This window comes from Ralstonia pickettii (genome assembly GCF_016466415.2).
Lineage (GTDB): Bacteria > Pseudomonadota > Gammaproteobacteria > Burkholderiales > Burkholderiaceae > Ralstonia > Ralstonia pickettii.
On record NZ_CP066771.1, the window covers coordinates 486,244 to 510,691 of the forward strand.

Annotated in this window: 24 protein-coding genes; 14 read left to right on the forward strand and 10 right to left on the reverse strand. The window is 65.6% G+C overall.

All coding sequences use genetic code 11. The features are described from left to right. Nucleotide 1 precedes the first annotated feature (1 nt). Genes RP6297_RS02295 through RP6297_RS02315 form a run of 5 tightly spaced genes read right to left on the reverse strand, consistent with a single transcriptional unit; the run spans nt 2 to nt 3,425 of the window. The gene (locus RP6297_RS02295; RefSeq protein ID WP_009239044.1) at nt 2-583 is read right to left on the reverse strand and encodes a DUF2946 family protein; all 582 of its coding nucleotides are present in this window, start codon (nt 581-583) and stop codon (nt 2-4) included. Next, nucleotides 576-1,652, reverse strand: a complete 1,077-nt coding sequence (locus tag RP6297_RS02300; protein WP_009239043.1) for a YheT family hydrolase — start codon at nt 1,650-1,652, stop codon at nt 576-578. Before RP6297_RS02300 ends, RP6297_RS02295 begins: the two co-directional genes overlap by 8 nt. Before the next feature lie 34 nt (nt 1,653-1,686). After that, nucleotides 1,687-2,127: a YybH family protein gene (locus RP6297_RS02305; RefSeq protein WP_009239042.1), complete on the reverse strand. Its 441-nt coding sequence runs from the start codon at nt 2,125-2,127 to the stop codon at nt 1,687-1,689. A gap of 25 nt (nt 2,128-2,152) precedes the next feature. Beyond that, a complete protein-coding gene (gene waaF / locus RP6297_RS02310) occupies nt 2,153-3,178 on the reverse strand; it encodes a lipopolysaccharide heptosyltransferase II (RefSeq protein ID WP_009239041.1) in 1,026 nt (341 codons plus the stop codon). Nucleotides 3,179-3,227: 49 nt separating this feature from the next. Continuing rightward, nucleotides 3,228-3,425 carry a zinc-finger domain-containing protein gene (locus RP6297_RS02315; protein WP_009239040.1) on the reverse strand — a complete coding sequence of 66 codons (198 nt, stop codon included), beginning with the start codon at nt 3,423-3,425 and terminating at the stop codon, nt 3,228-3,230. Between the two features lie 327 nt (nt 3,426-3,752). Between RP6297_RS02315 and RP6297_RS02320 the strand changes: the two genes are divergently transcribed. From RP6297_RS02320 to RP6297_RS02370, 11 genes are all read left to right on the forward strand, one after another. Beyond that, a complete protein-coding gene (locus tag RP6297_RS02320; protein WP_009239039.1) occupies nt 3,753-4,547 on the forward strand; it encodes an AzlC family ABC transporter permease in 795 nt (264 codons plus the stop codon). Beyond that, nucleotides 4,544-4,867 carry an AzlD domain-containing protein gene (locus tag RP6297_RS02325; RefSeq protein ID WP_009239038.1) on the forward strand — a complete coding sequence of 108 codons (324 nt, stop codon included), beginning with the start codon at nt 4,544-4,546 and terminating at the stop codon, nt 4,865-4,867. Before RP6297_RS02320 ends, RP6297_RS02325 begins: the two co-directional genes overlap by 4 nt. A gap of 2 nt (nt 4,868-4,869) precedes the next feature. Further along, a complete protein-coding gene (gene rarD, locus RP6297_RS02330; protein ID WP_009239037.1) occupies nt 4,870-5,766 on the forward strand; it encodes an EamA family transporter RarD in 897 nt (298 codons plus the stop codon). 119 nt (nt 5,767-5,885) lie between these two features. Further along, nucleotides 5,886-7,097, forward strand: a complete 1,212-nt coding sequence (locus RP6297_RS02335) for a phosphoglycerate kinase (protein WP_009239036.1) — start codon at nt 5,886-5,888, stop codon at nt 7,095-7,097. Between the two features lie 49 nt (nt 7,098-7,146). After that, on the forward strand, nt 7,147-8,586 hold the full coding sequence (gene pyk / locus RP6297_RS02340; RefSeq protein ID WP_009239035.1) for a pyruvate kinase: 1,440 nt from the start codon (nt 7,147-7,149) through the stop codon (nt 8,584-8,586). A gap of 87 nt (nt 8,587-8,673) precedes the next feature. Beyond that, nucleotides 8,674-9,738 carry a class II fructose-bisphosphate aldolase gene (gene fba, locus RP6297_RS02345; RefSeq protein ID WP_009239034.1) on the forward strand — a complete coding sequence of 355 codons (1,065 nt, stop codon included), beginning with the start codon at nt 8,674-8,676 and terminating at the stop codon, nt 9,736-9,738. Nucleotides 9,739-9,874: 136 nt separating this feature from the next. After that, nucleotides 9,875-10,798 carry a phosphoribosylaminoimidazolesuccinocarboxamide synthase gene (locus RP6297_RS02350; protein WP_009239033.1) on the forward strand — a complete coding sequence of 308 codons (924 nt, stop codon included), beginning with the start codon at nt 9,875-9,877 and terminating at the stop codon, nt 10,796-10,798. A 15-nt stretch (nt 10,799-10,813) separates the two neighbouring features. Further along, nucleotides 10,814-11,323: a 5-(carboxyamino)imidazole ribonucleotide mutase gene (gene purE, locus RP6297_RS02355; RefSeq protein ID WP_009239032.1), complete on the forward strand. Its 510-nt coding sequence runs from the start codon at nt 10,814-10,816 to the stop codon at nt 11,321-11,323. A 19-nt stretch (nt 11,324-11,342) separates the two neighbouring features. Further along, a complete protein-coding gene (locus RP6297_RS02360) occupies nt 11,343-12,578 on the forward strand; it encodes a 5-(carboxyamino)imidazole ribonucleotide synthase (RefSeq protein ID WP_009239031.1) in 1,236 nt (411 codons plus the stop codon). Nucleotides 12,579-12,590: 12 nt separating this feature from the next. Next, nucleotides 12,591-13,604, forward strand: a complete 1,014-nt coding sequence (locus tag RP6297_RS02365) for an L-threonylcarbamoyladenylate synthase (RefSeq protein ID WP_009239030.1) — start codon at nt 12,591-12,593, stop codon at nt 13,602-13,604. A gap of 145 nt (nt 13,605-13,749) precedes the next feature. After that, nucleotides 13,750-14,793, forward strand: a complete 1,044-nt coding sequence (locus RP6297_RS02370) for an SGNH/GDSL hydrolase family protein (protein WP_009239029.1) — start codon at nt 13,750-13,752, stop codon at nt 14,791-14,793. A gap of 348 nt (nt 14,794-15,141) precedes the next feature. On the opposite strand, the gene mobB is transcribed toward RP6297_RS02370, so the two are convergent. The 4 genes from mobB to ku all read right to left on the reverse strand — a co-directional run bounded on the left by mobB (nt 15,142) and on the right by ku (nt 20,880). Further along, complete coding sequence (gene mobB / locus RP6297_RS02375; RefSeq protein ID WP_009239028.1) at nt 15,142-15,669, reverse strand: molybdopterin-guanine dinucleotide biosynthesis protein B; 528 nt, start codon at nt 15,667-15,669, stop codon at nt 15,142-15,144. Further along, nucleotides 15,666-17,204 carry a D-alanyl-D-alanine carboxypeptidase/D-alanyl-D-alanine endopeptidase gene (gene dacB, locus RP6297_RS02380; protein ID WP_009239027.1) on the reverse strand — a complete coding sequence of 513 codons (1,539 nt, stop codon included), beginning with the start codon at nt 17,202-17,204 and terminating at the stop codon, nt 15,666-15,668. Before dacB ends, mobB begins: the two co-directional genes overlap by 4 nt. 139 nt (nt 17,205-17,343) lie before the next feature. Further along, nucleotides 17,344-19,947, reverse strand: a complete 2,604-nt coding sequence (gene ligD, locus RP6297_RS02385; RefSeq protein ID WP_009239026.1) for a DNA ligase D — start codon at nt 19,945-19,947, stop codon at nt 17,344-17,346. An 18-nt stretch (nt 19,948-19,965) separates the two neighbouring features. Continuing rightward, nucleotides 19,966-20,880, reverse strand: coding sequence for a non-homologous end joining protein Ku (gene ku, locus RP6297_RS02390; protein ID WP_009239025.1), 915 nt, complete (start codon nt 20,878-20,880; stop codon nt 19,966-19,968). 156 nt (nt 20,881-21,036) lie between these two features. On the opposite strand from ku, the gene RP6297_RS02395 reads away from it, so the two are divergent. The 3 genes from RP6297_RS02395 to RP6297_RS02405 all read left to right on the forward strand — a co-directional run bounded on the left by RP6297_RS02395 (nt 21,037) and on the right by RP6297_RS02405 (nt 23,670). Further along, complete coding sequence (locus RP6297_RS02395) at nt 21,037-22,221, forward strand: MFS transporter (RefSeq protein ID WP_009239024.1); 1,185 nt, start codon at nt 21,037-21,039, stop codon at nt 22,219-22,221. 212 nt (nt 22,222-22,433) lie between these two features. Further along, the gene (locus tag RP6297_RS02400; RefSeq protein ID WP_009239023.1) at nt 22,434-22,823 is read left to right on the forward strand and encodes a hypothetical protein; all 390 of its coding nucleotides are present in this window, start codon (nt 22,434-22,436) and stop codon (nt 22,821-22,823) included. Between the two features lie 19 nt (nt 22,824-22,842). Beyond that, nucleotides 22,843-23,670 (forward strand): hypothetical protein, encoded by an 828-nt coding sequence (locus RP6297_RS02405; protein WP_009239022.1) that lies wholly within the window; start codon nt 22,843-22,845, stop codon nt 23,668-23,670. Here RP6297_RS02405 and RP6297_RS02410 read toward each other — a convergent pair. Further along, nucleotides 23,660-24,448 carry a DUF1045 domain-containing protein gene (locus RP6297_RS02410; RefSeq protein WP_009239021.1) on the reverse strand — a complete coding sequence of 263 codons (789 nt, stop codon included), beginning with the start codon at nt 24,446-24,448 and terminating at the stop codon, nt 23,660-23,662. The two genes, RP6297_RS02405 and RP6297_RS02410, sit on opposite strands and share 11 nt — an antisense overlap.

The window sequence follows — 24,448 nt, forward strand, 5'->3', positions numbered from 1 at the left end:
GCTATTCCGCTGGCCGTGCAACGAAGCCATAGCGCTTTGCCACTTCTGCGCGCGCAATCGGCTCAATGTCGAATGTCCGGTCACCCCACGTCAGCGTTCCCAGCGCGGCTCCGCACGCCTCTGCGTGCCAATTGGCCAAGGAAGAAAACGGCTCCAGGTCGTGGTCGTGCAGCACGGCGATGGTTTCCTCTGCTTCGAATCCGCCCACGTAACCCGAGAGCAGCACGCTGCCTTGCTCGTCGAGAAAACAGCCGCTGGGCGAGAACGCTGCGCCCGTGGTCGTCGTGAACGCACGCGGCGCGCCATCGGCTGACAGCCGCGCCACCCAGGGCGTGTAATCGAGTTCGACAAACACGCGCTGTGGCCCGTTCTGGAAGAACCAGCGCCCGGCATCGTCATGCGCGTAGTTGCGCACGATGAAATCGATGAGCGCCGTGTGGCGAATCGGCTCGCCGGACAGTTTGTTGGCCTGCGCATATTCGTTGCGCATGCGCCATTGGCCGCGCCGATCCAACGCCAGCCAGCCAAAGCAGTTCGGCACGTTCGGCCACTTGGCCATCGCTTGGCGCACGATGTCATCCATGGGCGTCTCCGGCCTGTTCTGGGCGGGCGAGCACATCATCGAAAAAGCGCAGGACGCGTGCGGGCATCCAATCGACGCGGCCGGTCTTGCCATGGCGCAGCAGGAAGCCGACATGGCCGCCGTGCAGCGGCTGGTCCAGCGTGATGTCGGGCGACACCTCGGCCGCGCCGGGCAGATGCTGTCCGGGCAGGAACGGATCGTTGCGTGCGTTCAGCACCAGCGCCGGCACACGCACTTCCCGAAGCACGGGCTTGGATGAGGCGCGCGTCCAGTAATCGAGCACGTCGCGAAAACCGTGCAGCGGCGCGGTGACGAGGTTGTCGAACTGCCCCAGCGTGCGCGTTGCCATCATGGCGGCGCGGTCGTACAGGCCGGGATGCTGGTCGAGCTTCGCATTGGCCTTGGCTTTGAGCGTGCGCAGGAACATGCGCGTGTAGACCATGTTGAAGCCCTTGGATAGCGCTGCGCCGCCGGCCCGCATGTCCAGCGGTGCGGAGACCGTCGCAGCCGCGGTCACGTAGCGGGCATCGGTGCCGTGTTCGCCCAGGTAGCGCAGCAACGCGTTGCCGCCCAGCGAGATGCCGACAACCAGCAATTTGCGGCCTTGCGGCACGCAAACCGTTCGATACAGGCGTTCGAGGATCCACGCGATCTCGGCGCCATCGCCGCAGTGGTACATACGCGGCGCGAGGTTCATCTCGCCCGAACACCCGCGAAAGTGCGGAATGACGCCCAGCCAGCGGCGGCCGCGCAGCGCGTCCATCAGCAGCCGCGCGTAATGGCTGCGTGAATCGCCCTCCAGACCGTGGAACATGACGACGAGCGGCGCGTGCGCGTCGGTCTCGTGCGTGGTCCAATCCAGGTCGATGAAGTCGTGGTCGGGCGTGTCCCAGCGTTCGCGCCGATACGCAATGCGCGGAAAGCGCCATAGGCGCGCGGGCACGATCGTCTGTGCATTGCCGCCGATCAGCCACCACGGCGAACGGAACGCGTGCGGCTCGAACGGCCCTGCAAGCAGGGCGTTCAGATTGAGTTCAAGGGAGGTGGCGTGGCGAGACGGGTGGGTCATCGAAAGAGACGGCTGCCACGCCCAGCGCGGCAGCTTAGTGCAGAGAGTGCGTAACGCTGGCGATGGAGGCGGCCACGCGTTCTTCAGCGGCCTGGCTGGAATGGACGTGGGCGATGCGCCAGCCTTCGTGGTTCTGCATCAGCACGTAGGTCGTGTGAACGTACAGATCGGCCTCGGTGGCGGTGGCCGAAAAGCGCAGCGCTTCCGTGGCTTCGAAGATCGACACCCCCAGCGACGAATGCACCTGTTGCGAGAGGCATTCGATCCAGACCGGATTCTTCTCGACCAGCGCATCGAGGCAGCCGCGCAGCTGCTCGTGGCCGTGCAGGCGCTGGCCGTCGGGCAGGATGAAGCTCACCGAATCCTCGTCGAGCCACAGCTTGAGCGCGCCATCGGCATCGCGGCGCTTGAGCGCATCGCGATAGGCTTCGAGGATGTCCTCGGCGGCTTCGAACAGGCGGGCAAATCGTGGCATGGCGGTGGATGTTAAGGAGAGCGTATTACTGCGGCTGCAGCAGCCGGCGCAATTCATGAAACACCATCTCGGGGCCGATGTCGCGCAGGCAGCGCAAGTGGCCCAGCGGGCATTCGCGCGCAAAGCACGGGCTGCACTCCAGATGGAGCCACATGATACTCGCAGCGGGCGACAGCGGCGGCGTGTGGCGGGGGTCGCTGGAACCGAATACGGCCACCTGCGGGCGTCCCAGGGCAGCCGCCACGTGCATCAGGCCAGAGTCGTTGCAGATGGCGGCCTCGGCGCGGGCGAGCAGTTCGATCGCCTCATCCAGCGAGGTCTCGCCGCACAGGTTGCGCACGAACGGTGCGCGCTCGACGATGGCGTTGGCCATCTCGCGGTCCTTGCCCGAACCCAGCGCAACGATCTGCGCGTACGGGAACGAGCGGCGCAGCATCTGCGCCAGCTCTGCGAAATGCTCGGCCGGCCAGCGCTTGGCCGGGCCGTATTCCGCCCCGGGGCAGAAGGCAATCAGCCGCGCGTTGCCCGGAATGCTGAACTTCGCCGATGTGGCGGCCACGCGCTGCACATCAACGTCCAGCTTCGGATCGGGCAGGGTGTCGGGCAGCTTGGCGTGGGGCTTGAAAGCCAGCGCCGCGTAGTGCTGCACCATCGGCGGACGCGCGTTCTTGGGCGGATTCGGGTAGCGCACGTTCAGCACGCCCAGGCGCGACTCGCCCTTGTAGCCGATGCGCAGTGGAATGCCTGCCAGCCACGGGATCAGCGCGCTCTTGAACGAATTCGGCAGCACGTACGCTGCATCGAAGGTTTCGCCCTTGAGCTGCTGCGCAAACATCGTGCGGCTGCCGAGCTGCAGCTTGCCGTGGGCGAGATCAGTCGGCAGCACGCGTGCGATTTCCGGCATGCGCGCGAGCACGGGCGCCACCCATTTCGGGGCGATCGCGTGAATCTGCGCGCGCGGGTGCCGCGCCTTGAGCTGCGCGAACAGCGGTTGCGCCATCAGCGCATCACCGATCCAGTTGGGGGCGACGACGAGGATTTTGCGCATCATCGAATCGCCAGGCGCGTGCGGCGACCGGGGTACTGCAGGTGAATCGGGCTCAATGGTGGCCCTTCAGTTCAACGCCGGGAGCCAGCTTGTAGACGGTGCCGCAGTACGGGCACTTGGCTTCGCCGGTGTCGGCGATGTCGAGGAACACGCGCGGGTGATAGTTCCAGGCCGGCGTTTTGGCGGTCGGGCAATGCAGCGGCAGGTCGTCTGCGCCGATTTCGATCGAGGTTGCGGTTTGCGTGGTCATGGTCAGTGAGGAGTGCCGGCGCGGTCTGAACGGGTCAGCCGCGCCCTGATATGGGCTGCAGGTTCAAAAACCGACAAAGGCGAAATTGTAAGGGGTGGGCGCAGGCGCGCCAACGCCGATTGTTGCAGTGCGTGGCGCCCGGCATGAATCACGCAATCGCTGGGGCCGGGGCGCATGGCCGTTAAGCGAACGCTTAACATCAAAAGTATAATCGTCTGTTTCCTACGAGCCACCCATGTCGCCCCCGACGTTCCTGCGCGCCCGCGCTGCCGGCTGCCCTTGCCCGGCTCATCAAATAGAAGCTTATTCGCCACTTTTGGGGGCGCCATGGCGCTAGTCCGCTGGGCGGCGGCATTGCAGCGTCGCTGGGAGGCGATCGATCCGGCCGAACGTGCGGGTTTCTTTGCCGGCGTGCGTGCCTACATGCCGTCGATGCCGCCGGTGCTGGCCTGGGGTTTGGTGACCGGCGTGGCGATGAGCAAATCGGTGCTGACCATCCCGCAGGCCATCGGCATGACGATCTTTGTGTATGCGGGATCGTCGCAACTGGCGGTGCTGCCGCTGCTGGCAGCGGGCTTGCCGATCTGGACGGTGCTGCTGACGGCGTTCATCGTGAATGTGCGCTTCATCATCTTCAGCGCCGGGCTCATGCAGCATTTCGGGCACCTGCCGTTCATGCGCCGCGTGGTCCTGGGCGTGTTCAACGGTGATCTGCCGTTCGTGCTGTTTACCCAGCAGTACCCTTCGGCGGCCCCGCAGGCGGGCAAGGAAGGCTACTACTGGGGCATGGTCCTGCTGAGCTTCGTTGGCTGGCAGGTGTCGTCCATCCTGGGCATCGTCGCGGCGAGCCTGTTTCCCGATGCGTGGGGCTTGGCGCTGGCCGGGACGCTTGCGCTGATTCCCGTCATGGTGTCGACCATTCGTAGCCGGGCCACGCTCATGGCGGTGGCTGTGGCGGCGGTGCTGGCGCTGGTTGCCTTCAAGCTGCCGTATCGATTGAGCCTCGTGCTTGCCGTCACTGGCGCGATGGCCGCCGGTCTGGCTGCAGACGAAGCTGCGGCGCGTTTGCAGTGGCAGCGCCGCCGCGCCTCCCAGCCTGCAACTGACGAGGACGATGCATGAGCGCGCTCGAAATCTGGCTGGTCATTGCCGGCATGACGGTGGTGACGATCGTCACGCGCTCGTTGTTCCTGATCGTGGGCGATCGCATGACGCTGCCCACCCGCGTACAGCACGCGTTGCGCTTCGCGCCGGCTGCCGCACTCGTCGCCATCGTCTTGCCCGATCTGCTCTGGAACCAGGGCCACTTCGATGCAAGCTGGACCAACCCGCGCCTGATGGCCGGTATTGCTGCCACCGCGTTTTACGTTGCCACGCGGCGCATGCTCGGCATGATCTTCGTCGGCATGGGCGTTTTTACCGTGCTGCGTCTCTGGGGATGAACATGTCGGGTTCCAACCGCAACGGCGTGATCTTCGCGTTTCTGGCCTACACCATGTGGGGCCTGTTTCCGCTGTACTTCAAGCTGCTCAAGGCGGTGTCGCCGATCGAGATTCTCTCGCACCGGGTGATCTGGTCATTGGCGGTGATGGTGGTGATCCTGCTCGTGAAGCGGCACGGCGCCTGGTTGTGGGCGCTGCGCAAGCAACCGCGGGTGGTGGGGCGCTATGCCGCCAGCACCAGCCTGTTGGCCGCCAACTGGCTGACCTACATCTGGGCCGTCAACCACGACCATGTGCTCGAAGCCAGCCTGGGCTATTTCATTAACCCGCTCGTGGTGGTGATGCTCGCCGCGCTGGTGCTGGGCGAGCGGCTGCGGCCGGTGCAGTGGGTGTCGGTGGCGCTGGCGGCAGCCGGCGTGGCGTGGCTGACCTGGCAGGCCGGCACGCTGCCGTGGATTGCCCTGGCGCTGGCGTTCTCATTCGGGCTCTACGGCCTGCTGCGCAAGACCTCGCCGCTGGGCGCGCTGGAAGGGCTGACGCTGGAGACGTTGCTGCTGTTCCCGCTGGCGCTGGCCTATCTCGGCTGGCTGGCTTCGCAGCATCAGAACGCCTTCCTGGCCGCGTCGCCGGGCACGCAGTGGCTGCTGGCGCTGGCCGGCCCGCTGACGGCGCTGCCGCTGCTGCTGTTTGGCGCCGGCGCGCGGCGGATTCCGCTGTCGCTGCTGGGTTTGCTGCAATACGTGAGCCCAACGCTGCAACTGCTGCTGGGCGTATGGCTCTACAACGAGCCGTTTGCGGGGCCCAAGGTGGCGGGCTATGTGCTGATCTGGGCGGGTCTTGCCGTGTATTCGGCCGAAAGCTGGATGCGCCTGCGGCGTCGTACGCCGGTGCCGGCATAGTCCCCGCCAATCGGCCTCGGCAAGACGACCGAGGCCGGAGGACTCCGCCGAGAAACGCACGTTTTGACCAGGCGCATCGGGTAAAATCGCGGTTTTCTGCGATTTCTTCCGAAGCTGCCATGCCTCACGTCCTGCGTCTGTCCGATCTCATCTCCGAAGGAAAGCTTGCCGGTAAGCGCGTGTTCATCCGCGCCGACCTCAACGTGCCGCAAGACGGTGCCGGCAACATCACCGAAGACACGCGCATCCGTGCTTCCGTGCCGGCCGTCAAAGCCGCGCTGGACGCCGGTGCCGCCGTCATGGTGACCTCACACCTGGGCCGCCCCACCGAGGGCGAATTCAAGCCGGAAGACTCGCTCGCGCCGGTGGCCAAGCGTCTGTCCGAACTGTTGGGCCGTGACGTCAAGCTCGTCCAGAACTGGGTGGATGGCGTGGATGTCGCGCCCGGCCAGGTCGTGCTGCTGGAAAACTGCCGCGTGAACAAGGGCGAGAAGAAGAACAGCGACGAACTGGCCCAGAAAATGGCCAAGCTGTGCGACGTCTACGTCAACGACGCCTTCGGCACCGCCCACCGCGCGGAAGCCACCACACACGGCATCGCCAAGTTCGCACCCATCGCCTGCGCCGGCCCGCTGCTGGCCGCCGAGCTGGATGCGCTGGGCAAGGCGCTGGGCCAGCCGGCACGTCCGCTGGTGGCCATTGTGGCCGGCTCGAAGGTGTCGACCAAGCTGACCATCCTGAAGTCGCTGGCTGACAAGGTGGACAACCTGATCGTCGGTGGCGGCATTGCCAACACGTTCATGCTGGCTGCCGGCCTGAAGATCGGCAAATCGCTGGCGGAAGCCGACCTCGTGGGCGATGCCAAGGCCATCATCGAGATGCTGGCGGCGCGCGGCGCGTCGGTGCCCATTCCCGTCGACGTGGTGTGCGCCAAGGAATTCAGCGCCACCGCGGCCGCTACCGTCAAGGACGTGGCCGATGTGGCCGACGACGACATGATCCTCGACATCGGCCCGAAGACGGCTGCACAACTGGCCGAACAACTGAAGAGTGCCGGCACCATCGTCTGGAACGGCCCGGTCGGCGTGTTCGAATTCGACCAGTTCGGCAATGGCACCAAGGTGCTGGCCGAGGCGATTGCTGCCTCGTCGGGTTTCTCGATTGCCGGCGGCGGCGACACGCTGGCTGCCATCGCCAAGTACAACATCGCCGACAAGGTGGGCTATATCTCCACCGGCGGCGGTGCGTTCCTCGAATTCCTGGAAGGCAAGACACTGCCGGCTGTCGAAATCCTGGAGCAACGCGCGCAGAATCAGGCCGCTGTGGCCTGACCGCCAGCGCCGCCAACATCCCCACCACAACAACGAGACACCGCCGCCCATGACCCGCGCTACCAAGATCGTCGCAACGCTCGGCCCCGCGTCCAGCACGCAGGAAGTCCTGACCCGCATGATTGCCGCGGGGGTCGATGTGGTGCGGCTGAACTTCTCGCACGGCGCGGCGCAGGATCACATCGATCGTGCGCAGCTCGTGCGCGAAGTGGCGCGTTCGGTCGGCCGCGAGGTGGCCATCATGGCCGACCTGCAGGGCCCGAAGATCCGCGTTGGCAAGTTCGAGAACGGCAAGATCACGCTCGAGCCGGGTGATCGCTTCACGCTCGACGCCCGCTGCGAGCTGGGCAACCAGGAGCGCGTCGGCCTCGACTACAAGGAACTGCCGCGCGACGTTGGCCCGGGCGATCTGCTGCTGCTCAACGATGGGCTGATCGTGTTGCAGGTCGAGCGCGTGGTGGGTGAAGAGATCGAGACCATCGTCAAGATCGGCGGCGATCTGTCCAACAACAAGGGCATCAACCGCCAGGGCGGCGGCTTGTCGGCGCCGGCGCTGACCGCCAAGGACATGGAAGACATCAAGACCGCGATGGCGCTGGGCGCCGATTACGTTGCGGTCAGCTTCCCCAAGAACGCGACCGACATGGAAATGGCGCGCCAGTTGGCCGCCGTGGCCGGCGCACCCCACAGCCACAAGACCCGCATGATCGCCAAGATCGAGCGTGCCGAGGCCATCCGCCCGGGCGTGCTCGAAGAGATCCTGGCCGCCTCCGACGGCATCATGGTCGCGCGTGGCGACCTGGCCGTGGAAGTGGGCAACGCGGCCGTGCCGGCGCTGCAGAAGCGCATGATCAAGCTTGCCCGCGAAAACAATAAGCTGGCCATCACCGCCACGCAGATGATGGAATCGATGATCGTCAATCCGGTGCCGACGCGCGCCGAGGTGTCGGACGTCGCCAACGCCGTGCTCGACGGTACCGATGCCGTGATGCTGTCGGCGGAAACCGCCGCCGGCCGCTACCCCGTCGAGACCATCGAAGCCATGGCTGCCATCTGCGTCGAAGCCGAGAAGTCGCAAACCGTGCATCTGGATGCAGACTTCCTCGACCAGACCTTCAGCCGTATCGACCAGTCGATTGCCATGGGCGCGCTGTTCACGGCGCACCACCTGCAGGTCAAGGCGATTGCCGCGCTCACCGATTCCGGCGCGACGGCGCTGTGGATGAGCCGCCACGGCATCAACATCCCCATTTATGCGATGACGCCCAACGTGGCCTCGCAACGCAAGATGGCCCTGTACCGCAACGTGCAGTCGCTGCCGCTGGCCAACAGCACCGACCGCGACGAAGCCCTGCACCAGGCCGAAGAACTGCTGGTCGCGCGCGGCGTCGTGCAGCGTGGCGACTTCATCGTCCTTACCGTCGGCGAGCCGATGGGCCAGGCCGGCGGCACCAATACGCTCAAGATTGTTCGCGTCGGCATGCACTGACGCCCACGACGGAACGCCGTTTGCTACGTATTTCAGATGCCCACGCGTTCCTGAGACCGAATACAGATCGATCCATAGGAGAAAACCATGCCACTCGTCTCGATGCGCCAACTGCTGGACCACGCCGCTGAAAACGGCTACGGCCTGCCGGCATTCAACGTGAACAACCTGGAACAAGTCCAGGCCGTGATGGAAGCCGCCAAGGAAGCCGGCGCACCCGTCATCCTGCAAGCCAGCGCAGGCGCCCGCAAATACGCCGGCGAATCGTTCATCAAGCACCTGATCCAGGCCGCTGTCGAGGCTTATCCGGAGATCCCGCTGGTCATGCACCAGGATCACGGCCAAAGCCCGGCCATCTGCCAGGGCGCCATCGACCTGGGCTTCGGCTCGGTGATGATGGACGGCTCGCTGCGCGAAGACGGCAAGACGCCCGCCGATTTCGACTACAACGTCGACGTGACGCGCCGCGTTGTCGAGATGGCCCACAAGGTCGGCGTGACGGTTGAAGGCGAACTCGGCTGCCTGGGCTCCCTGGAAACCGGCATGGCCGGCGAGGAAGATGGGCACGGCGCGGAAGGCAAGCTTGACCACTCGTCGCTGCTGACCGACCCGGAAGAGGCTGCCCAGTTCGTCAAGGCGACCCAACTGGACGCCCTGGCCATCGCCATCGGCACCAGCCACGGCGCCTACAAGTTCACGCGCAAGCCCACGGGCGACATCCTGGCCATCAGCCGCGTGAAGGAAATCCACGCGCGTATCCCGAACACCCATCTGGTGATGCACGGCTCGTCGAGCGTGCCGCAAGAACTGCTGGCCATCATCAACCAGTACGGCGGCAAGATGAAGGAAACCTACGGCGTGCCCGTCGAGGAAATCCAGGAAGCCATCAAGTACGGCGTGCGCAAGATCAACATCGACACCGACATCCGCTTGGCAATGACGGGCGCGGTGCGCAAGTTCCTGGCCGAAAACCCGGACAAGTTCGACGCCCGCGAATGGCTCAAGCCGGCGCGCGAAGCCGCCAAGCAAATCTGCAAGGCGCGCTATATCCAGTTCGGCTGCGAAGGTCAGGCCGGCAAGATCAAGCCCATTAGCCTGTCCGTGATGGCGCAGAAGTACCAAAGCGGCGATCTGGCGCAAGTGGTGCAATAAGCATTTTGCGTCACATCTAGCAAACGGCTGGCACTGCGCCAGCCGTTTTGCATTGCATGGGCCATCTTATGGGCCACCCATGGGCCACGTATAATACTGGCCTTCCACGTTTTCTTATCTCCTCCCGGGTTCCGCCGTGTCCGCCACCCCTGCATCCTCCGCCCTTTACGAATCGTCGATCACCAGCCTGCCGTTGCTCGGCCGTGGCAAGGTGCGCGAGAACTACGCTGTCGGCGACGACAAGCTGCTGATGGTCACCACCGACCGCCTGTCGGCGTTTGACGTGATTCTCGGCCAGCCGATTCCGGACAAGGGCCGTGTGCTCGCGCAGATGTCGGATTTCTGGTTCAACAAGCTGCGCCACATCGTGCCGACGCACGAGACGGGCATCGCCCCGGAAACCGTGGTGGCCCCGGACGAAGTCGACCAGGTGCGCGGCCGCGCCATTGTGGTCAAGCGTCTGAAGCCGATCCTGGTGGAAGCCGTGGTGCGCGGTTACCTGGCCGGCAGCGGCTGGAAGGATTACCAGGCCACCGGCGCCGTCTGCGGTGTGCATCTGGCCCCCGGCCTGCAGAACGCGCAGAAGCTGCCCGAGCCGATCTTCACCCCCGCCGCCAAGGCCGAGATGGGCGAGCACGACGAGAACATCTCGTTCGATGAAGTCGAGCGCCGCATTGGCCCGGACCTCGCCGCGCAGATCCGCGACGTGAGCATCCGCCTGTACAAGGAAGCCTCCGACTTTGCCGCCACGCGCGGCATCATCATCGCCGACACCAAGTTCGAATTCGGTCTGGATGAGAACGGCACGCTCACGCTGATGGATGAAGCGCTCACCGCAGACTCGTCGCGCTTCTGGCCCGCCGATTCGTACCGGGTCGGCACCAACCCGCCGTCGTTCGACAAGCAGTTCGTGCGCGACTGGCTCGAAGCCGTGCGCATCGATGGCAAGCCGTGGCCGAAGACCGCGCCGGCGCCGCAGCTTCCTGCCGACGTCATCGAAAAAACCGCTGACAAATACCGCGAAGCGCTGGCCCGCCTGACCGGTGAATCCCTGCGTTAAACCGGAGCGATGACAATGACCGCACAGCAATCCGCTCCGCTCGTTGGCGTGGTGATGGGCTCCAGCTCCGACTGGGAAGTGATGCGCCACGCCGTCGACATGCTCACGCAGTTCGGCATTCCGTTCGAGGCGCAGGTTGTTTCGGCGCACCGCATGCCGGACGACATGTTTGGCTACGCTGAAGCCGCACGCGGCCGGGGTCTGCGCGCCATCATCGCTGGCGCCGGCGGGGCGGCGCACCTGCCGGGCATGATCGCCGCCAAGACGATCGTGCCGGTGTTCGGCGTGCCGGTGCCGTCCAAGTACCTGCGCGGCGAAGACTCGCTGCTCTCCATCGTGCAGATGCCCAAGGGCATTCCGGTGTCGACGTTCGCCATTGGCGAAGCCGGTGCCGCCAACGCAGCGCTGGCCGCCATCGCCACCATCGCCACCACCGATTCGGCGCTCGCCGACAAGCTCGAAGCCTTCCGCGCCCAGCAGACCGAAGTCGCACGCGGCATGACGCTCCCTGTGCACGGCGCCTAAGTAACCTACGACCCGATTCATGGCCGACGACCTGAACCCGCGCCTGGCGCAAGCCCACACCGCGGAATCCCGCGCGCTGAACGTTCCCAACGCGATCCTGCCCGATGCCTGGCTTGGCATGCTCGGCGGCGGCCAGCTCGGCCGCATGTTCACGCACGCCGCGCAGGCCATGGGCTACAAGGTCTGTGTGCTTGATCCGGACCCGAACAGCCCGGCCGGCACCATCGCTGAGCGCCATCTGTGCGCCGGCTATACCGACGAAGCCGCATTGGCTGAGATGGCTGCACTGTGCCCGGCCGTCACCACCGAATTCGAGAACGTGCCGGCGCAGGCGCTCGACCGTCTGGAGCAACTCGGCGCGTTCGTGGCGCCGCGTGCCAATTGTGTGTCGATCGCGCAGAACCGCATCGCCGAGAAAAAATTCTTCGCGCTGTGCGCCGCACGCACGGGCATCCACCCCGCACCGAGCTGGGTGATCGAGCATGAAGCCGACATCGAACAACTGCCCGCCGACCTGCTGCCCGGCATCCTGAAGATTGCCCGCATGGGCTACGACGGCAAGGGCCAGGCGCGTGTTTCGACGGTTGAAGAGCTGCGGGCCGCCTGGGGCGCCATGCAGCACGTGCCGTGCGTGCTGGAGAAGATGCTGCCGTTGGCCTACGAAGTCTCTGTATTGGCCGCCCGTGGTGCAGATGGCAGCACGGCCACCTGGCCGCTTGCAGAAAACGTGCACCGTGACGGCATCCTGTTTTCGACGATCATGCCGTCGCGCAGCGTGTCGGACGACATTGCCACGCGCACCCGCGCCGCTGCCGCGATGATCGCAGAAGAGATGGGCTACGTCGGCGTGCTGTGCATCGAGTTCTTCGTGCTGCAGGACGGCTCGCTGGTCGCCAACGAAATGGCGCCGCGCCCGCACAACTCCGGTCATATCACCATGGATGTGTGCGAGACGAGCCAGTTCGAGCAACAGGTGCGCGCCATGGCCCGCCTGCCGCTGGGCAGCACGCGGCAGCACTCGCCGGGGCGCATGCTGAATGTGCTGGGCGACGTGTGGTTTGAATACGGCCTGGAACGTACGCCCGCGTGGCACGAAGTGATGGGCCACAGCGGTGCGAAGGTCCACCTGTATGGCAAGGCCGATGCGCGGCCGGGCCGCAAGATGGGCCACGTGAACTGCGTGGGCACTTCTGCTGAAGTGGTGGACGAAGCGTTCCGCCATGCCGCGCACGTGCTGGGCCTGCAGCCGGAATAAAGCGAGTCGCCCATGCCGCATCGGACCAAAACGCCCTACACCATGCCTTCTGCCGAGCGCCTCGATGAGGCCGCGCGCAGGCTGGAGGCAGGCGAGCTGGTCGCCTTTCCGACCGAGACCGTGTATGGGCTGGGCGCCGATGCCGAAAACCCGCAGGCCATCGCCAAGATCTACGCGGCCAAGGGCCGGCCCTCCAATCACCCCGTGATCGTGCATGTGGTGGATGGCGCCGACATTTCGTATTGGACCGACGAGGTGCCCGGCATCGCGCTGCAACTCATCGAAGCCTTCTGGCCAGGGCCGCTGACGCTGATCCTGAAACGTGCGCCGCACATTCCGGCCGCCGTGGCAGGCGGGCAGGACAGCATCGGGCTGCGTTGCCCGTCGCACCCGGTGGCGCAGGCGTTGCTCTCGCGCTTCAAGCGCGGACGGGGCGGCATTGCGGCGCCGTCGGCCAACAAGTTCGGCCAGGTCAGCCCGACCACCGCGCAGCACGTGCGGGACGAATTCGGTGATGCCGTCTTCGTGCTCGAAGGTGACGGCGTGGACGTGGGCATCGAATCGACCATCATCGATCTCTCGCGGCTGGATCAGGGCATTGGCCCCGTGCTGCTGCGCCCGGGCGCTATCACGCCTGATGACATCGAGCGCGTGACCGGCGAACTGCCGGCGGCTCCCGATGCCGCTGCGCCGCGCGCTTCGGGCACGCTGAAGGCGCATTACGCGCCGCGCACGCCGTTGTATCTGCTGTCGGCCGCCGATGTGCCTGCACGCCTGGCTGCACTGCCTGCAGACAAACGCATCGTGTGGCTCGGTACCCCCGTGGCACTGCGTGACGGCTGCGACCAGCGCGTCGCCCCCGCCACGCCCGGCGCCTATGCCAACGCGCTCTACGCGCTGTTGCGCGAACTCGACCGCGGCGGTTATGACGCCATCTGGGTGGAAACCCTAGCCGATACGCCCGCCTGGGCGGCTGTCAACGACCGCCTGCGTCGCGCGGCCGCCGCGTTCGAGACGGACCTCTAATTCTTACGGGCCGCGCGTTCGCCGTGTGCCCGGCAACCTCGCTACACTTGGGCGTTGTGTCGTTCCGCGTGCTTCAAACGCGCACGGCGAGGTTACGCACCGCGGCACCACTGACCATAAAAATTCCACACGGGAGACAGACATCATGAAGTTGCGTCAATGGATGGGCGTCGTCGCATCGGCGACCCTGGCCTTGGGCCTGGCCGCTTGCGGCGGCGAAAGCGATCAGAGCGGCAACCCCAACGTCGCCAAAGTGCAGCGCATGGTGGTGTTCGGCGACAGCCTGAGCGATGCCGGCACCTACACGCCGGCAGCGGCTGCCGTGGGCGGCGGCAAGTTCACCACCAACCCCGGCCCGGTCTGGGCGGAAACGGTGGCGGCGCAACTCGGTGTGGCCCTTACGCCGGCCGTGATGGGTTATGCCAACTCGGTGCAGAACTGCCCGAAACCTGGTTGCTTCGACTACGCGCAAGGCGGTTCGCGCGTGACCGACCCGAACGGTATCGGCCACAACGGCGGCGCCGGGGCGCTCACGTATCCGGTCAAGCAGCAGCTCGCCAACTTCTACTCGGCCAGCAACAACACGTTCAACGGCAACAACGACGTGGTGTTCGTCTTTGGCGGCAACAACGACATCTTCTATTGGGCAGCCGCCGTGGCGACACCCAACTCGGGTGTGACGCCTGCCATCGCCACCGCTCAAGTTCAGCAGGCGGCGACTGATCTGGTCGGTTACGTCAAGGACATGATCAGCAAGAACGCGACGCAGCTCTACGTGTTCAACCTGCCCGACAGCAGCCTGACGCCGCAGGGCGTGGCGGGCGGTGCGGCAGGCCAGGCATTGCTGCATGCGCTGGTGGGCGCGTTCAACACCACGCTGCAGGCTGGGCTTGCCGGTACCGGTGCCCGTGTGATCGACTTCAATTCGCAATTGACGGCCGTGATTCAGAACGGTGCGACGTTCGGTTTCAGCAATACCAGCGTGCCGGCTTGCGATGCGACCAAGATCAACACGCTCGTCCCGGGTGCTGGCGGCAGCTCGCTGTTCTGCTCCGCCAACACGTTGGTGACTGCAGGTGCAGACACGTCCTACCTGTTCGCCGACGGGGTGCACCCCACCACGGGCGGCCATCGCCTGATCTCCAGCAACGTGCTGCAACGGCTGCTGGCGGACGGTGTGACGCACTGATCGAACCTCACCGAGCAATAACGCCCGCGCGGAGCGGGCGTTTTTGTTTGTAGCGATGGCGTCGACTTGCCGTTAGCCGGTGGCAAGGTCACTGCCAGGCGATAGCGGACGTCGGACGTCGCGCACCGGGTCGCAGGGTCGACGCGCACGAACTGGCGCACCCGCGCGCTGCGCCCAAGCGCGCATTCGGGGCGACAGAATCGCGCTTAGCGACTGGCAGCGCCGAAAAAAATGCCGCGCCAAGCAGCGCGGCCGATAGACGGGACAGCATGTTGTTGGGAGGGGGCTGGCGAAAAACTGGATTGCCCCATCATAGCCAATCCGCCTTGCTGAGATGTTAAGAGTGCTTCATATGACCGACTTGGCCAGTTGCTGTACGGCAAACCGGTACACCGCATCGACGTCATTCAGATCCAGCACGGCCACGCCTTCGGGTGGTTGCACGGCATCGGGCAAATCGGTGGCCACCGCCACCACGCCACCAATCGCTGGCCACAGCGGCGGGCGGCCGAGCGAAGGGCGGAAGACTTCGATTTTTGGGAAGGTGCTGCGCTTGTAGCCTTCAACGATAACGAGGTCGGTGGCGGGCGAGAGCAGCGCCAGCACGTCGTCCAGTTCGGGCTCCAGCGCGTTGGCGTATTCGCGCATCAGCACAAGTCGTTCACCGCCCACGAGCACGACTTCGGCACTGCCGGCTTCGCGCATGCGGTGCGAATCCTTGCCGGGCGAATCGAGATCAAAGCCGTGATGCGTGTGCTTGATGGATGCCACGCGGCGCCCGTCGTGCACGAAACGGGCGATGAGTTGCTCGACGAGCGTGGTCTTGCCGCTGCCCGACGTGCCGGTGATGCCCAGCAGTGACTTGCGTGAACTCATCGCGGCGCGCCCTGGTAGATCCATTGCAGCAGTGCATCGTGCGCGGCTTGGCCGCCGCTGGCGTTCGGGTGGTTGATCATGCTGACCACCACGAAGCGCTGGCCGTCTTCGCCTTCCACATACCCGGCGATGGCGCGCACGCCGTTGAGTGTGCCGGTCTTGATCTCGGCATTGCCGGCCACCCCGGCCCGTGTCAGGCGATTACGCATGGTGCCGTCCACGCCGACGACAGGCAGCGCATCGCGCAGCACGCCGCCGTTCGGATTGGCATCAGCTTGCTGCAGCAGACGCCCCATGTTGCGCGCGCTGATGCGCTCGATCCGCGACAGGCCCGAGCCATTCTCCAGCACCAACTCCGGCATCGTCAGGTTCTGTTTGGCGAGCCATCGGTTAATGACCTCGGTCGATTGCCGCACCGATGCGGGCTTGCGCCCGATTTCCGCGCCGATGGTGAGGAAGAGCTGGCGCGCCATCACGTTGTTCGAATATTTGTCGATGTCGTGCACGACTTCCGACAGCGGCGGGCCGTAGTGCGTGGCCAGAAGAACAGCCTGACGCGGTACCTTGCCTTCGCGCAAGCCCGGCGTGAAACGCGTCGTGCCACCGGCCTGTTGCCATAGCGCCAGGAAGCCACCCCAGATGAAGTCGGCATGCGTGAGCGCGGCGATATTGATGACGCGTTCGCCGCACGCCGCGGCATAGCGGCCGCCGAAGCTGGCTATGACATGGCCGTCGGTCTGCGTGGAGATGTTGGCGCCGGAGGCGGTCTGCCAGTCGCCGCAGCCTCCGCGCGTGGTGCGCAACTGGTTGTCGATCTGCAACTGCGCCAGCGGCGGCGATACATCGATGTTGACCGCGCCGTTGCCGGCATCCGGCGAGAGCGTGAACGTGAGCGTCTTGAAGGAATACAGCAGCGCGTCGGGCGCGACGTTGTAGGCACGCGCGCTGTCGCCGTCCAGCGGCGGAGCTTCCGACAGGCCGCCCTCGAAGTAGGTGCGATCCAGCACGATGTTGCCGGCCAGTTCATCCACGCCTGCACGGCGCACGTCGCTCACCAGTTTGACGAGTTCTTCGGGAATCAGCTTCGGATCGCCCTGGCCACGCAGGTACAGGTTGCCGTTGAGCGTGCCGTTGACGGGAGCGCTGTCGGCATAGGCCGTTGTCTTCCAGCGAAAATCCGGGCCGAGCAGGTCCAGCCCCGCGAAGGTCGTCAGCAGTTTCATGGTCGACGCCGGGTTCATTCCGGTGTCGGCGTTCCATTGCAGGATGGGCGTGGCGGTGCCGGTGCGGATCACGAACACGCTCACCGCATCCAGCGGGATATGCGCGCGCGCAAAGGCCAGCGCCACGTTGGCAGGCAAGCCAGCGGGGTTGTGCGCCGCCTGGCGTGCCTGTGCGGCGGTGGTGCGCGGTGCCGCGTGAGCCTTGGCCTTCTTGGCATGGGCCAGCGGCGACGCACCAAGGGTCAGGAGCAAGGCGCAGGCGAGCGCGCTGCGCGACAGGTTGAGCAAACGGGTCGGACGAATTCGGGCCATCGGCGGGGGGCAGAGTGGGGCGCACACGCGTGCGCCAAGTGCAGACGCAGGCATGTTAACGCAGCGACCCCACACTTCGGCCGACAAGCAATGGGGCGTTCACCGCCCAATTCTTTGGGAGTCCCGCAGGTGTGACGGCTCAGTCATTGGCACCGACGCGCTTTCGCATGTCGGCTGTCACCGATTGGCGCGTGCCAGCATAGTCGGCCCATGGGTCGCCCTTGAGCTTGGCGAGCCGATCCGGCAGCGTACGCAACGTCCACTGCGCAGACGACTGCAGCCCTTCGAGTTCGTCATGGCGGATCGGCACCGACACCGGCAACCCCGTCCGCGCGCGCACCGAATAGGCGGCCACGGTGCTCGCCCCGCGGTTGTTGCGCAGATAGTCGATGAAGATTTTCCCCACGCGGTTCTGCGGACCCATCTTGGCAACAAAGCGGTCGGGGAACGTCGCGGCCATATGCTGCACCACGGCCTGCGCGAAGGCCTTGAGCGTGTCCCAGCCGGAAGCCTCACGGCGCGTGAGCGGCACGACCACATGCATGCCGTGGCCGCCGCTGGTTTTCAGGAAGGCCTTCAGGCCCAGTTCATCGAGCATGGCCAGCATGAGCTGCGTGGCCTCGATCACGCGCGCGAAGGGCAGCGCTGGGTCTGGGTCGATATCGAAGACGATGCGGTCGGGCTGTTCGATGCGGTCGGCAAGGGCATTCCACGTGTGGAATTCCACCGTGCCCATCTGCACCGCCCCGACCAGGGCCTCGGCCGAGTTGATCGCAAGCAGCGACGGATGCCCCGGGTCGAGCGATGGGTCCAGCTGCGTGATGCCCTGCAGCTTGAGCGCGGCGGAATGCTTCTGGAAGAAGCGCTCCCGGTCGATGCCGTCGGGCGCGCGCACCAGCGATGTCGGGCGGTTGTGCAGATGCGGCAGCATCCATTCGGCCACCCCGGCGTAATAGCGCGCAAGGTCCGCCTTGGTGGTGCCACTGGCTTTCTCGATCACGCGATCCGGATGCGTGACGTCCACATCGGCGATGCGTTCGGCACCGGGGCGCACCTTGCGTTCGGCAGCATGCACGGCGCGGGTCTCCTTGCGGGCGGCGGCACTGGGCGGCTTGGCTTGTTCACGCACGATGTTGCGCGCGGGTTTGTCGTCGCGCAAACCTTGAAACACCGCCTGCCGCACGATGCCTTCGCGCGTCCATTCGGCGAAGGCGATTTCCGCCACGCGTTCGGGCTTCACCCATTGCACGTCGCGCGCATCGCTGCCGGTGGGCGGATTGGCGAAGGGCGGCGTGTCGACGGTCAGACCCGTCAGCTCGTGGTGCAAAGCGTGCAGACTCGTCTCGTTGAAGCCCGTGCCGACACGGCCCGCATAGCGCAGCTTGCCCGCGTCGTCATAGACGCCGAGCAGCAGCGCGCCGAAGCCGCTGCGGCTGCCCTTGGGCGCGCTGTAGCCGCCGATCACGAATTCCTGCCGCTGCCCGCATTTGAGCTTGATCCAGGCAGGGCTGCGGCCGGCCCGGTACGCCGCATCGGCGCGCTTGCCGATCACCCCTTCGAGCGACATGCTGCACGCGGAAGACAGCAAGTCTTCGGGTGCCGCGTGAAATGTCCCTGAGAAGAGCACCGCTTCGCGGTCCAGGTCGCCCGGGGCGGCATTGAGAATGCGCTCAAGCAGCGCTCGCCGCTCCCGCAACGGCACGCCGCGCAAGTCCATACCGTTGCAGAACGGAATGTCGAACAGGTAGTAGGCAATGTGTTCGGCATGTGCCGTTTCAAAGGCGTTCTGCAGCGCCTGGAAGTCGGGCACGCCGCGCTCGCCCATCACCACGACTTCGCCGTCGAGCCACGCCTCGCGCAGGCCCAGCGCCTGCAGTGTGCGCGCCTGACGGGGCAGTTTGGCCGTCCAGTCGCGGCCGTTGCGGCTGAACAGGCGCACTGTGTCGCCGTCGATGCGTGCAAGGATGCGGTAGCCGTCGAACTTGACTTCGTAGTCCCATTCGCCTTGGGCGGGCGGATCATCGACGAGCGTGGCGAGTTGGGGCTCCAGCGTTCTGGGCAACGGGGCGGGCACGGCACCGGCGGGCGGTTGGACTTGCGCCGGTTCGGAGCGCCCAGTCTTGCCGTCACTGGACTTGGCCTTTGCTTTGCCCCGGGGTTTGGAGCCGACGTTCTCGCCGGTAATCACGCTCGCGGGCAGTGCCTCCGTCACGTCGTAGTCGCTGGACGCGCGCACCTGGTCGTCCCGTTCCTTGATCAGCAACCACTGTTCTTTCGGATGTCTGCCCGTGCCGTGCAAGTGCGTGCGCACCAGCGCCCATGCACCATGCAGCTTCTCGCCATGGAGGTCGAATTTGAGCTTGCCGTCGCGATAGGCCTTGCGCGGATCGCCATGCGGGCGCCATGTCCCGCGGTCCCAGACGATCACGTCGCCGCCGCCGTATTGGCCTTCGGGGATATGGCCTTCGAAATCGGCATAGTCCAGCGGATGGTCTTCAACGTGTACCGCGAGGCGCTTGTCGGCGGGGTCCAGGCTCGGGCCCTTGGGGACGGCCCAGCTCTTGAGCGTGCCGTCGAGTTCCAGCCGGAAGTCGTAGTGCAGTCGCGTTGCGTCGTGCTTCTGGATCACGAAGTGCAGGGCGCCATGGTCACGCTGTTCGTCGGCTTTGCGGCGCGCGCCGGCGGGTTCCTGGGTCTGCGTGAAATCGCGCTTGCTGCGGTAGTCGGCGAGATGGCGCGGCATGGCGTCGGCTCCGTCGTGTTAGGCGCGCTTGCGCGTGGCCGTCTTGCGCGCCGCCTTCGTGGCGGCTTTGCGCGGTGCACGCTTGCGCGGGGCGGGTTCTTCTTCAGCTTCTTTGGCTGACTCGCCTTTGCCCTTGCCCCGCTTGGCGAGGCTCTGGCGCAGCAGGTCGGTCAGGTCGATCACATTGCCGCTGCGCGGTGCAGCGGTTTCGGTCTCCATCGGTTCGACGGATTCCGTGCGGCCTTCGCGCACTTTGCGATCGACCAACCCGAGGATGTCGTCGCGGAACGTGTCGTGGTACTCGGCAGGGTCCCACTTGCCGCTCATGTCGTCGATCAGCTTTTCGGCCATGTCGATTTCCTTCGCCGTGAGCTTGGCCGCCTTGGCACCTTCTTCCGGCAAGTCGAGTTCGGACCAGTCGCGCACCTCGTTGGACCAGCGCAGCGTATGCAGCACAAGCACGGGCCCCATGGGAATCAAAGCCGCCAGATGCTGCTTGGTGTGCAGCACCACGTTGGCAACACCGATCTTCTGCGAGCGCGTCAATGCCTCGCGCAGCAGCGCGTAGACCTTTTCGCCGCGCCGGTCGGGCGCAAGAAAGTACGGCGTATCGAGATAGAGGAACGGAATCTCCGCCGCATCCACGAAGGTCAGCAAATCGACCGTTTGCGTCGAGGCCGGGTTCGCGGCGCGGATGTCTTCGTCGGTGAGGATCACATAGCGGTCTTTCTCGTAGGCATAGCCGCGCACGATCTGCTCGCGCGGTACCTCTTTGCCGGTGGTCTTGTTGATGCGCTTGTAGCCGACGCGGTCCATGGTGCGACGGTCGAGCCAGTCGAAGTCGAGGTCGTCGCTGCGGGTGGCCGGATACAGCGCAACGGGAATATGGACGAGGCCGAAGCTCACGGCGCCCTTCCAGATCACGCGGGGCATGGCAGGTCTCCCGATGCGGTGGATTCGAGCGTGGTGACGCAAGCGGCATACCTGCGTGGTGCGGGGCGGCGTCATACGTTCATCAGCAGAGCGCGGTAGCATGAGGCCTTTGCGGCGCGACCCGCTCGCGCTGCGCGTTTTTCCCAGCTGTCCTTCATGTCTTCCGAATACATCCAATCTGCTGGCGCGCTGCGGCCCCGCCGGCTTCCCTTGTCGGCCCGCGCGGCGACGATGGCGCTCTTTTTCGCCAATGGTGCAACGTTTGCGACGTGGGGCATTCACATTCCGACGGTGAAGGCGCGCTTCGGGCTGTCGGAGGCGTCGCTGTCGTTGGCGATGTTCATGGTGGCCGCCGGCGCCATCGTCGCGATGAAGTTTGCGGGTCAGTGGGCGGCGCGCGTCGGCACGCGGCGCGCGAGCGTGCAGGGCGGCGTGGCATTTGGTGTCATGACCGGGCTCCTCATGTTTATGCCGAGCTACCCGGCGCTGCTGGCCGTGCTGCTGCTGTTCGGCATCACCAACGCGGGTTTCGACGTGGCCATCAATGCGCAGGCCGCCACGGTCGAGGCTAATCATCACAAGCCGATCATTTCCTCGCTGCACGGCATGTTCAGCCTGGGCGGCATGGTGGGCGCGGCGGTGGGTGGCGTGCTGCTGGAACTGGGCGTGCCGCCGGCCGTGCATTGCGGCGGCATGGCGCTCGTCACCATGGCGGCGGCGCTGTGTGCCGGCCCGTTCATGCTGCCCGATCACATGCACGCAGAAGGCGAATCGGCACATCCGACCACGGGGCGCACACTGTTCCTGCTGGGCGTGCTGGCCTTCCTGGGGCTGGTAGGCGAAGGCGCGATGTACGACTGGACGACCGTATACATGCGCGAGATCGCGCAATCGCCCGAAGCCATTGCCAGCGCCGGGTACGCCGCGTTTTCGGGCGGGATGGCGCTGGCGCGTTTTGGCGGCGATTTCGCACGCGGGCGCTGGGGAAACATGCGTGTGCTTGGCGCCAGTGGCGTGCTGGCAACGGGTGGGATCCTGCTTGCCCTGTTGTGGCCCGCGCCGATGGCTGTCTTGACAGGCTTTGCGTTGATGGGCGTGGGCGCCGCCAACATGGTGCCGATCTTTTTCATCACGGCGTCCCGCCTGCCGGGTGTGCCGGCAGCCGAAGGCATCGCCGCCGTAGCACGCTTTGCCTACGTGGGCTTGCTGATCGGTCCGGTCATCATCGGGTTGATTGCGCATCGCTCCGACCTGCGCTGGGGGCTGTCGGTGGTGGCGCTCACCATGGCGTTGATCGCGTTGGCGGGGCCCCGGTCGATCCGCCTGCCGGAACATCGCTGATGGCCCCGGGCTGCCGCCCGAATCTGCCCAAAAAATATGCAGTTCCTCTGCGTTGACTTTCCTGTGCGCTTGCCATAGCGTACGACGAGGAGAGGGGGTTTCCCGGCGCCGGCGCCAACGTCCAAGTTGCGCACGACATCGGGATGCGTTCAAAACGAGGCTGCTCCATGTGATTTGACCAGCCCAAACGACCCATAGGAAAGGAGCTTCAGATGCCGTACAAACGTCTTACCCTCGTGGCAGCGGTCGCTGTCGTAGCAGCCATCGGCACCGTGGCCCACGCGCAGACTGACCAGAAGAAGTTCGACCCCTATAGCCAAGGCGCGAAAGTCGGCGAGAAGTTCGATCCGTACCAGCAAGGTGCGAAGGCCGGCGACAAGTTCGACCCGTATTCGCAAGGCGCCAACAAGAACGACAGCACCGCCAGTGCGCTCAACCCCGGCGCTCAGCCGGCCAATGTCGAGAAGGGCAAGTACGACACGTACACCCAGGGCGCGAAGGCCGGTGACAAGTTCGATCCGTACAGCCAGGGCGCGAAGGCCGGCGGCAAGTTCGACCCGTACAGCGAGGGCGCCAACAAGAAGGACGCGCCCAAGCAGTAAGCCCGTGCCGATCGGGTCCATGAAGACGCTGATGCATCGCCCGATGCATCGGCGTTTTTCTTTATGGAACGCCGCCGCAGTCGTGGCGGCGATTGCGTTGGCGTTGGCGTTGGTGTTGCCGGCGCAGGCAGCGGGACTGTGCTCCGCGCCGTGGGTGCACGACGGCAGCCGCGTGCGCCTGGACGGCAACGGCAAGACGCCGATGATTGTCGAGTTCACGCTGCACGATGTCAGTCACGACATGCAGGACGGCTGCGAAATCGGCCTGCACATCTACGCCAAATCGGGCTTGGTGGCGCTGGGCGGCCGCCCCATCGAGACGGTGCAGGAGCACCAGCTGCTGGTGGACGAAGCTGGCGTGGTCACGCGCATCGTCAGCATCAATGGCCGCGTGTTTGCGCAAAGCGAACATGCCGATCTGGTCGGCACCGTGAGCACGGCCATCTCAGGCATGTTCCTATACGGCGCCGGCTTGGCGCCCGAAGCCCAGATGCTGCCGGGCGATACGTATGAATCGAGCTTCGACTTCGATGTGGTGTCGCCGCGGCTGGGGATCTCCGTGGGGCGCATGCGGGCCGAGCGCGCCAAGGTGGAGGTGTCGGAGCGGGAGGTCGGGCCACCGCAGCCGATGAACACCGTGGTCGGCCAGTTGCAGTGCCGGCCGATCCGCTACACGCGCACCGCGCGCCTCGGGGTGCTGCGGCTGGGCAATGAAACGCTCGAGCCCGATCCCACCGTTGCACACATCACCGATTGGTATTGCCCGGAAGCGGCCGTCGTCATGCGCCAGGAGGTCGAGCAGCACGGCCAGACGCAGGTGATCGACGTGGTCGAACTCAAGCGCTAGGCGTGCCGTGTGCAGCGCTGAAGTCTTCGGTGCTGCCGTCAAACCAATACACACGCACCACGTTGAAAGGCGCTTCCGGCGCAGCCTGCGAGAACAACGCGATGTGGTCGATGGGCATGGCGGCTGGCAGCACCACGCGCGTCGCTTCCAGCGCGCGATAGCACGCGAGCTGCTCGGCATGGTCGAGCCGGCTGGTCAGCGTGACGTGGAACGTGAACGTATCAAACACATACGGATAACCCCAGCGCTGCAGATGGCGCTCCTGTACCTCTGACAGGCCGGCGCGGCGGCGGCGCGCGAGTTCAGTGGGCGGTGGGGGTGCGCGGAAGGCGTCGAACTCGCCGACGCACGCATCGGCGAACTGAAGGAGCGTGTCGCGGGCGGGATCGCCATGACGCAGCCTCCAAGCCAGGAAGCCGCGCAGCGTCTGCAAGGCGGGCTCGATCGCGAAGGCCTGCTGCTGCAGTGCAAAACCGCGCAGCGCGGCGTCCAGTTCATCGACCGTACGATCGCTGGCCAGGCGGAACGGCGGCTTGAACGTCGCGTGCAGGCCGTACTGACGCGGCGCTTCGGTCCAGCGGTCGAGCGTGGCGAGGTCGATGCCGGCTTCGCGCACAAATGCCTCGCGCTGATCTGCGGAGATGACCGTGTTGGTGCGGGCGCAGCGCCCGAGCCACCGTGTGCCCAACCCGTACCACGGCTCGGGCGGCAGCAGGTAGAGCGCGTATCGCCAGGCCGTCGGTATCGATGACGATAAGGGTGCCCTCGCCTGCTGCAT

Coding starts and splice junctions, on each gene's coding strand:
- RP6297_RS02365 (WP_009239030.1), top strand. CDS start 12,591: ATGCCGCATCGGACCAAAACGCCCTACACCATGCCTTCTGCCGAGCGC.
- RP6297_RS02305 (WP_009239042.1), bottom strand. CDS start 2,127: ATGCCACGATTTGCCCGCCTGTTCGAAGCCGCCGAGGACATCCTCGAA.
- RP6297_RS02300 (WP_009239043.1), bottom strand. CDS start 1,652: ATGACCCACCCGTCTCGCCACGCCACCTCCCTTGAACTCAATCTGAAC.
- RP6297_RS02400 (WP_009239023.1), top strand. CDS start 22,434: ATGCCGTACAAACGTCTTACCCTCGTGGCAGCGGTCGCTGTCGTAGCA.
- RP6297_RS02370 (WP_009239029.1), top strand. CDS start 13,750: ATGAAGTTGCGTCAATGGATGGGCGTCGTCGCATCGGCGACCCTGGCC.
- RP6297_RS02335 (WP_009239036.1), top strand. CDS start 5,886: ATGCCTCACGTCCTGCGTCTGTCCGATCTCATCTCCGAAGGAAAGCTT.
- RP6297_RS02315 (WP_009239040.1), bottom strand. CDS start 3,425: ATGACCACGCAAACCGCAACCTCGATCGAAATCGGCGCAGACGACCTG.
- RP6297_RS02395 (WP_009239024.1), top strand. CDS start 21,037: ATGTCTTCCGAATACATCCAATCTGCTGGCGCGCTGCGGCCCCGCCGG.
- waaF (WP_009239041.1), bottom strand. CDS start 3,178: ATGATGCGCAAAATCCTCGTCGTCGCCCCCAACTGGATCGGTGATGCG.
- RP6297_RS02360 (WP_009239031.1), top strand. CDS start 11,343: ATGGCCGACGACCTGAACCCGCGCCTGGCGCAAGCCCACACCGCGGAA.
- RP6297_RS02405 (WP_009239022.1), top strand. CDS start 22,843: ATGAAGACGCTGATGCATCGCCCGATGCATCGGCGTTTTTCTTTATGG.
- purE (WP_009239032.1), top strand. CDS start 10,814: ATGACCGCACAGCAATCCGCTCCGCTCGTTGGCGTGGTGATGGGCTCC.
- rarD (WP_009239037.1), top strand. CDS start 4,870: ATGTCGGGTTCCAACCGCAACGGCGTGATCTTCGCGTTTCTGGCCTAC.
- RP6297_RS02325 (WP_009239038.1), top strand. CDS start 4,544: ATGAGCGCGCTCGAAATCTGGCTGGTCATTGCCGGCATGACGGTGGTG.
- fba (WP_009239034.1), top strand. CDS start 8,674: ATGCCACTCGTCTCGATGCGCCAACTGCTGGACCACGCCGCTGAAAAC.
- pyk (WP_009239035.1), top strand. CDS start 7,147: ATGACCCGCGCTACCAAGATCGTCGCAACGCTCGGCCCCGCGTCCAGC.
- RP6297_RS02410 (WP_009239021.1), bottom strand. CDS start 24,448: ATGCAGCAGGCGAGGGCACCCTTATCGTCATCGATACCGACGGCCTGG.
- ligD (WP_009239026.1), bottom strand. CDS start 19,947: ATGCCGCGCCATCTCGCCGACTACCGCAGCAAGCGCGATTTCACGCAG.
- dacB (WP_009239027.1), bottom strand. CDS start 17,204: ATGGCCCGAATTCGTCCGACCCGTTTGCTCAACCTGTCGCGCAGCGCG.
- RP6297_RS02320 (WP_009239039.1), top strand. CDS start 3,753: ATGGCGCTAGTCCGCTGGGCGGCGGCATTGCAGCGTCGCTGGGAGGCG.
- RP6297_RS02295 (WP_009239044.1), bottom strand. CDS start 583: ATGGATGACATCGTGCGCCAAGCGATGGCCAAGTGGCCGAACGTGCCG.
- ku (WP_009239025.1), bottom strand. CDS start 20,880: ATGCCCCGCGTGATCTGGAAGGGCGCCGTGAGCTTCGGCCTCGTCCAT.
- mobB (WP_009239028.1), bottom strand. CDS start 15,669: ATGAGTTCACGCAAGTCACTGCTGGGCATCACCGGCACGTCGGGCAGC.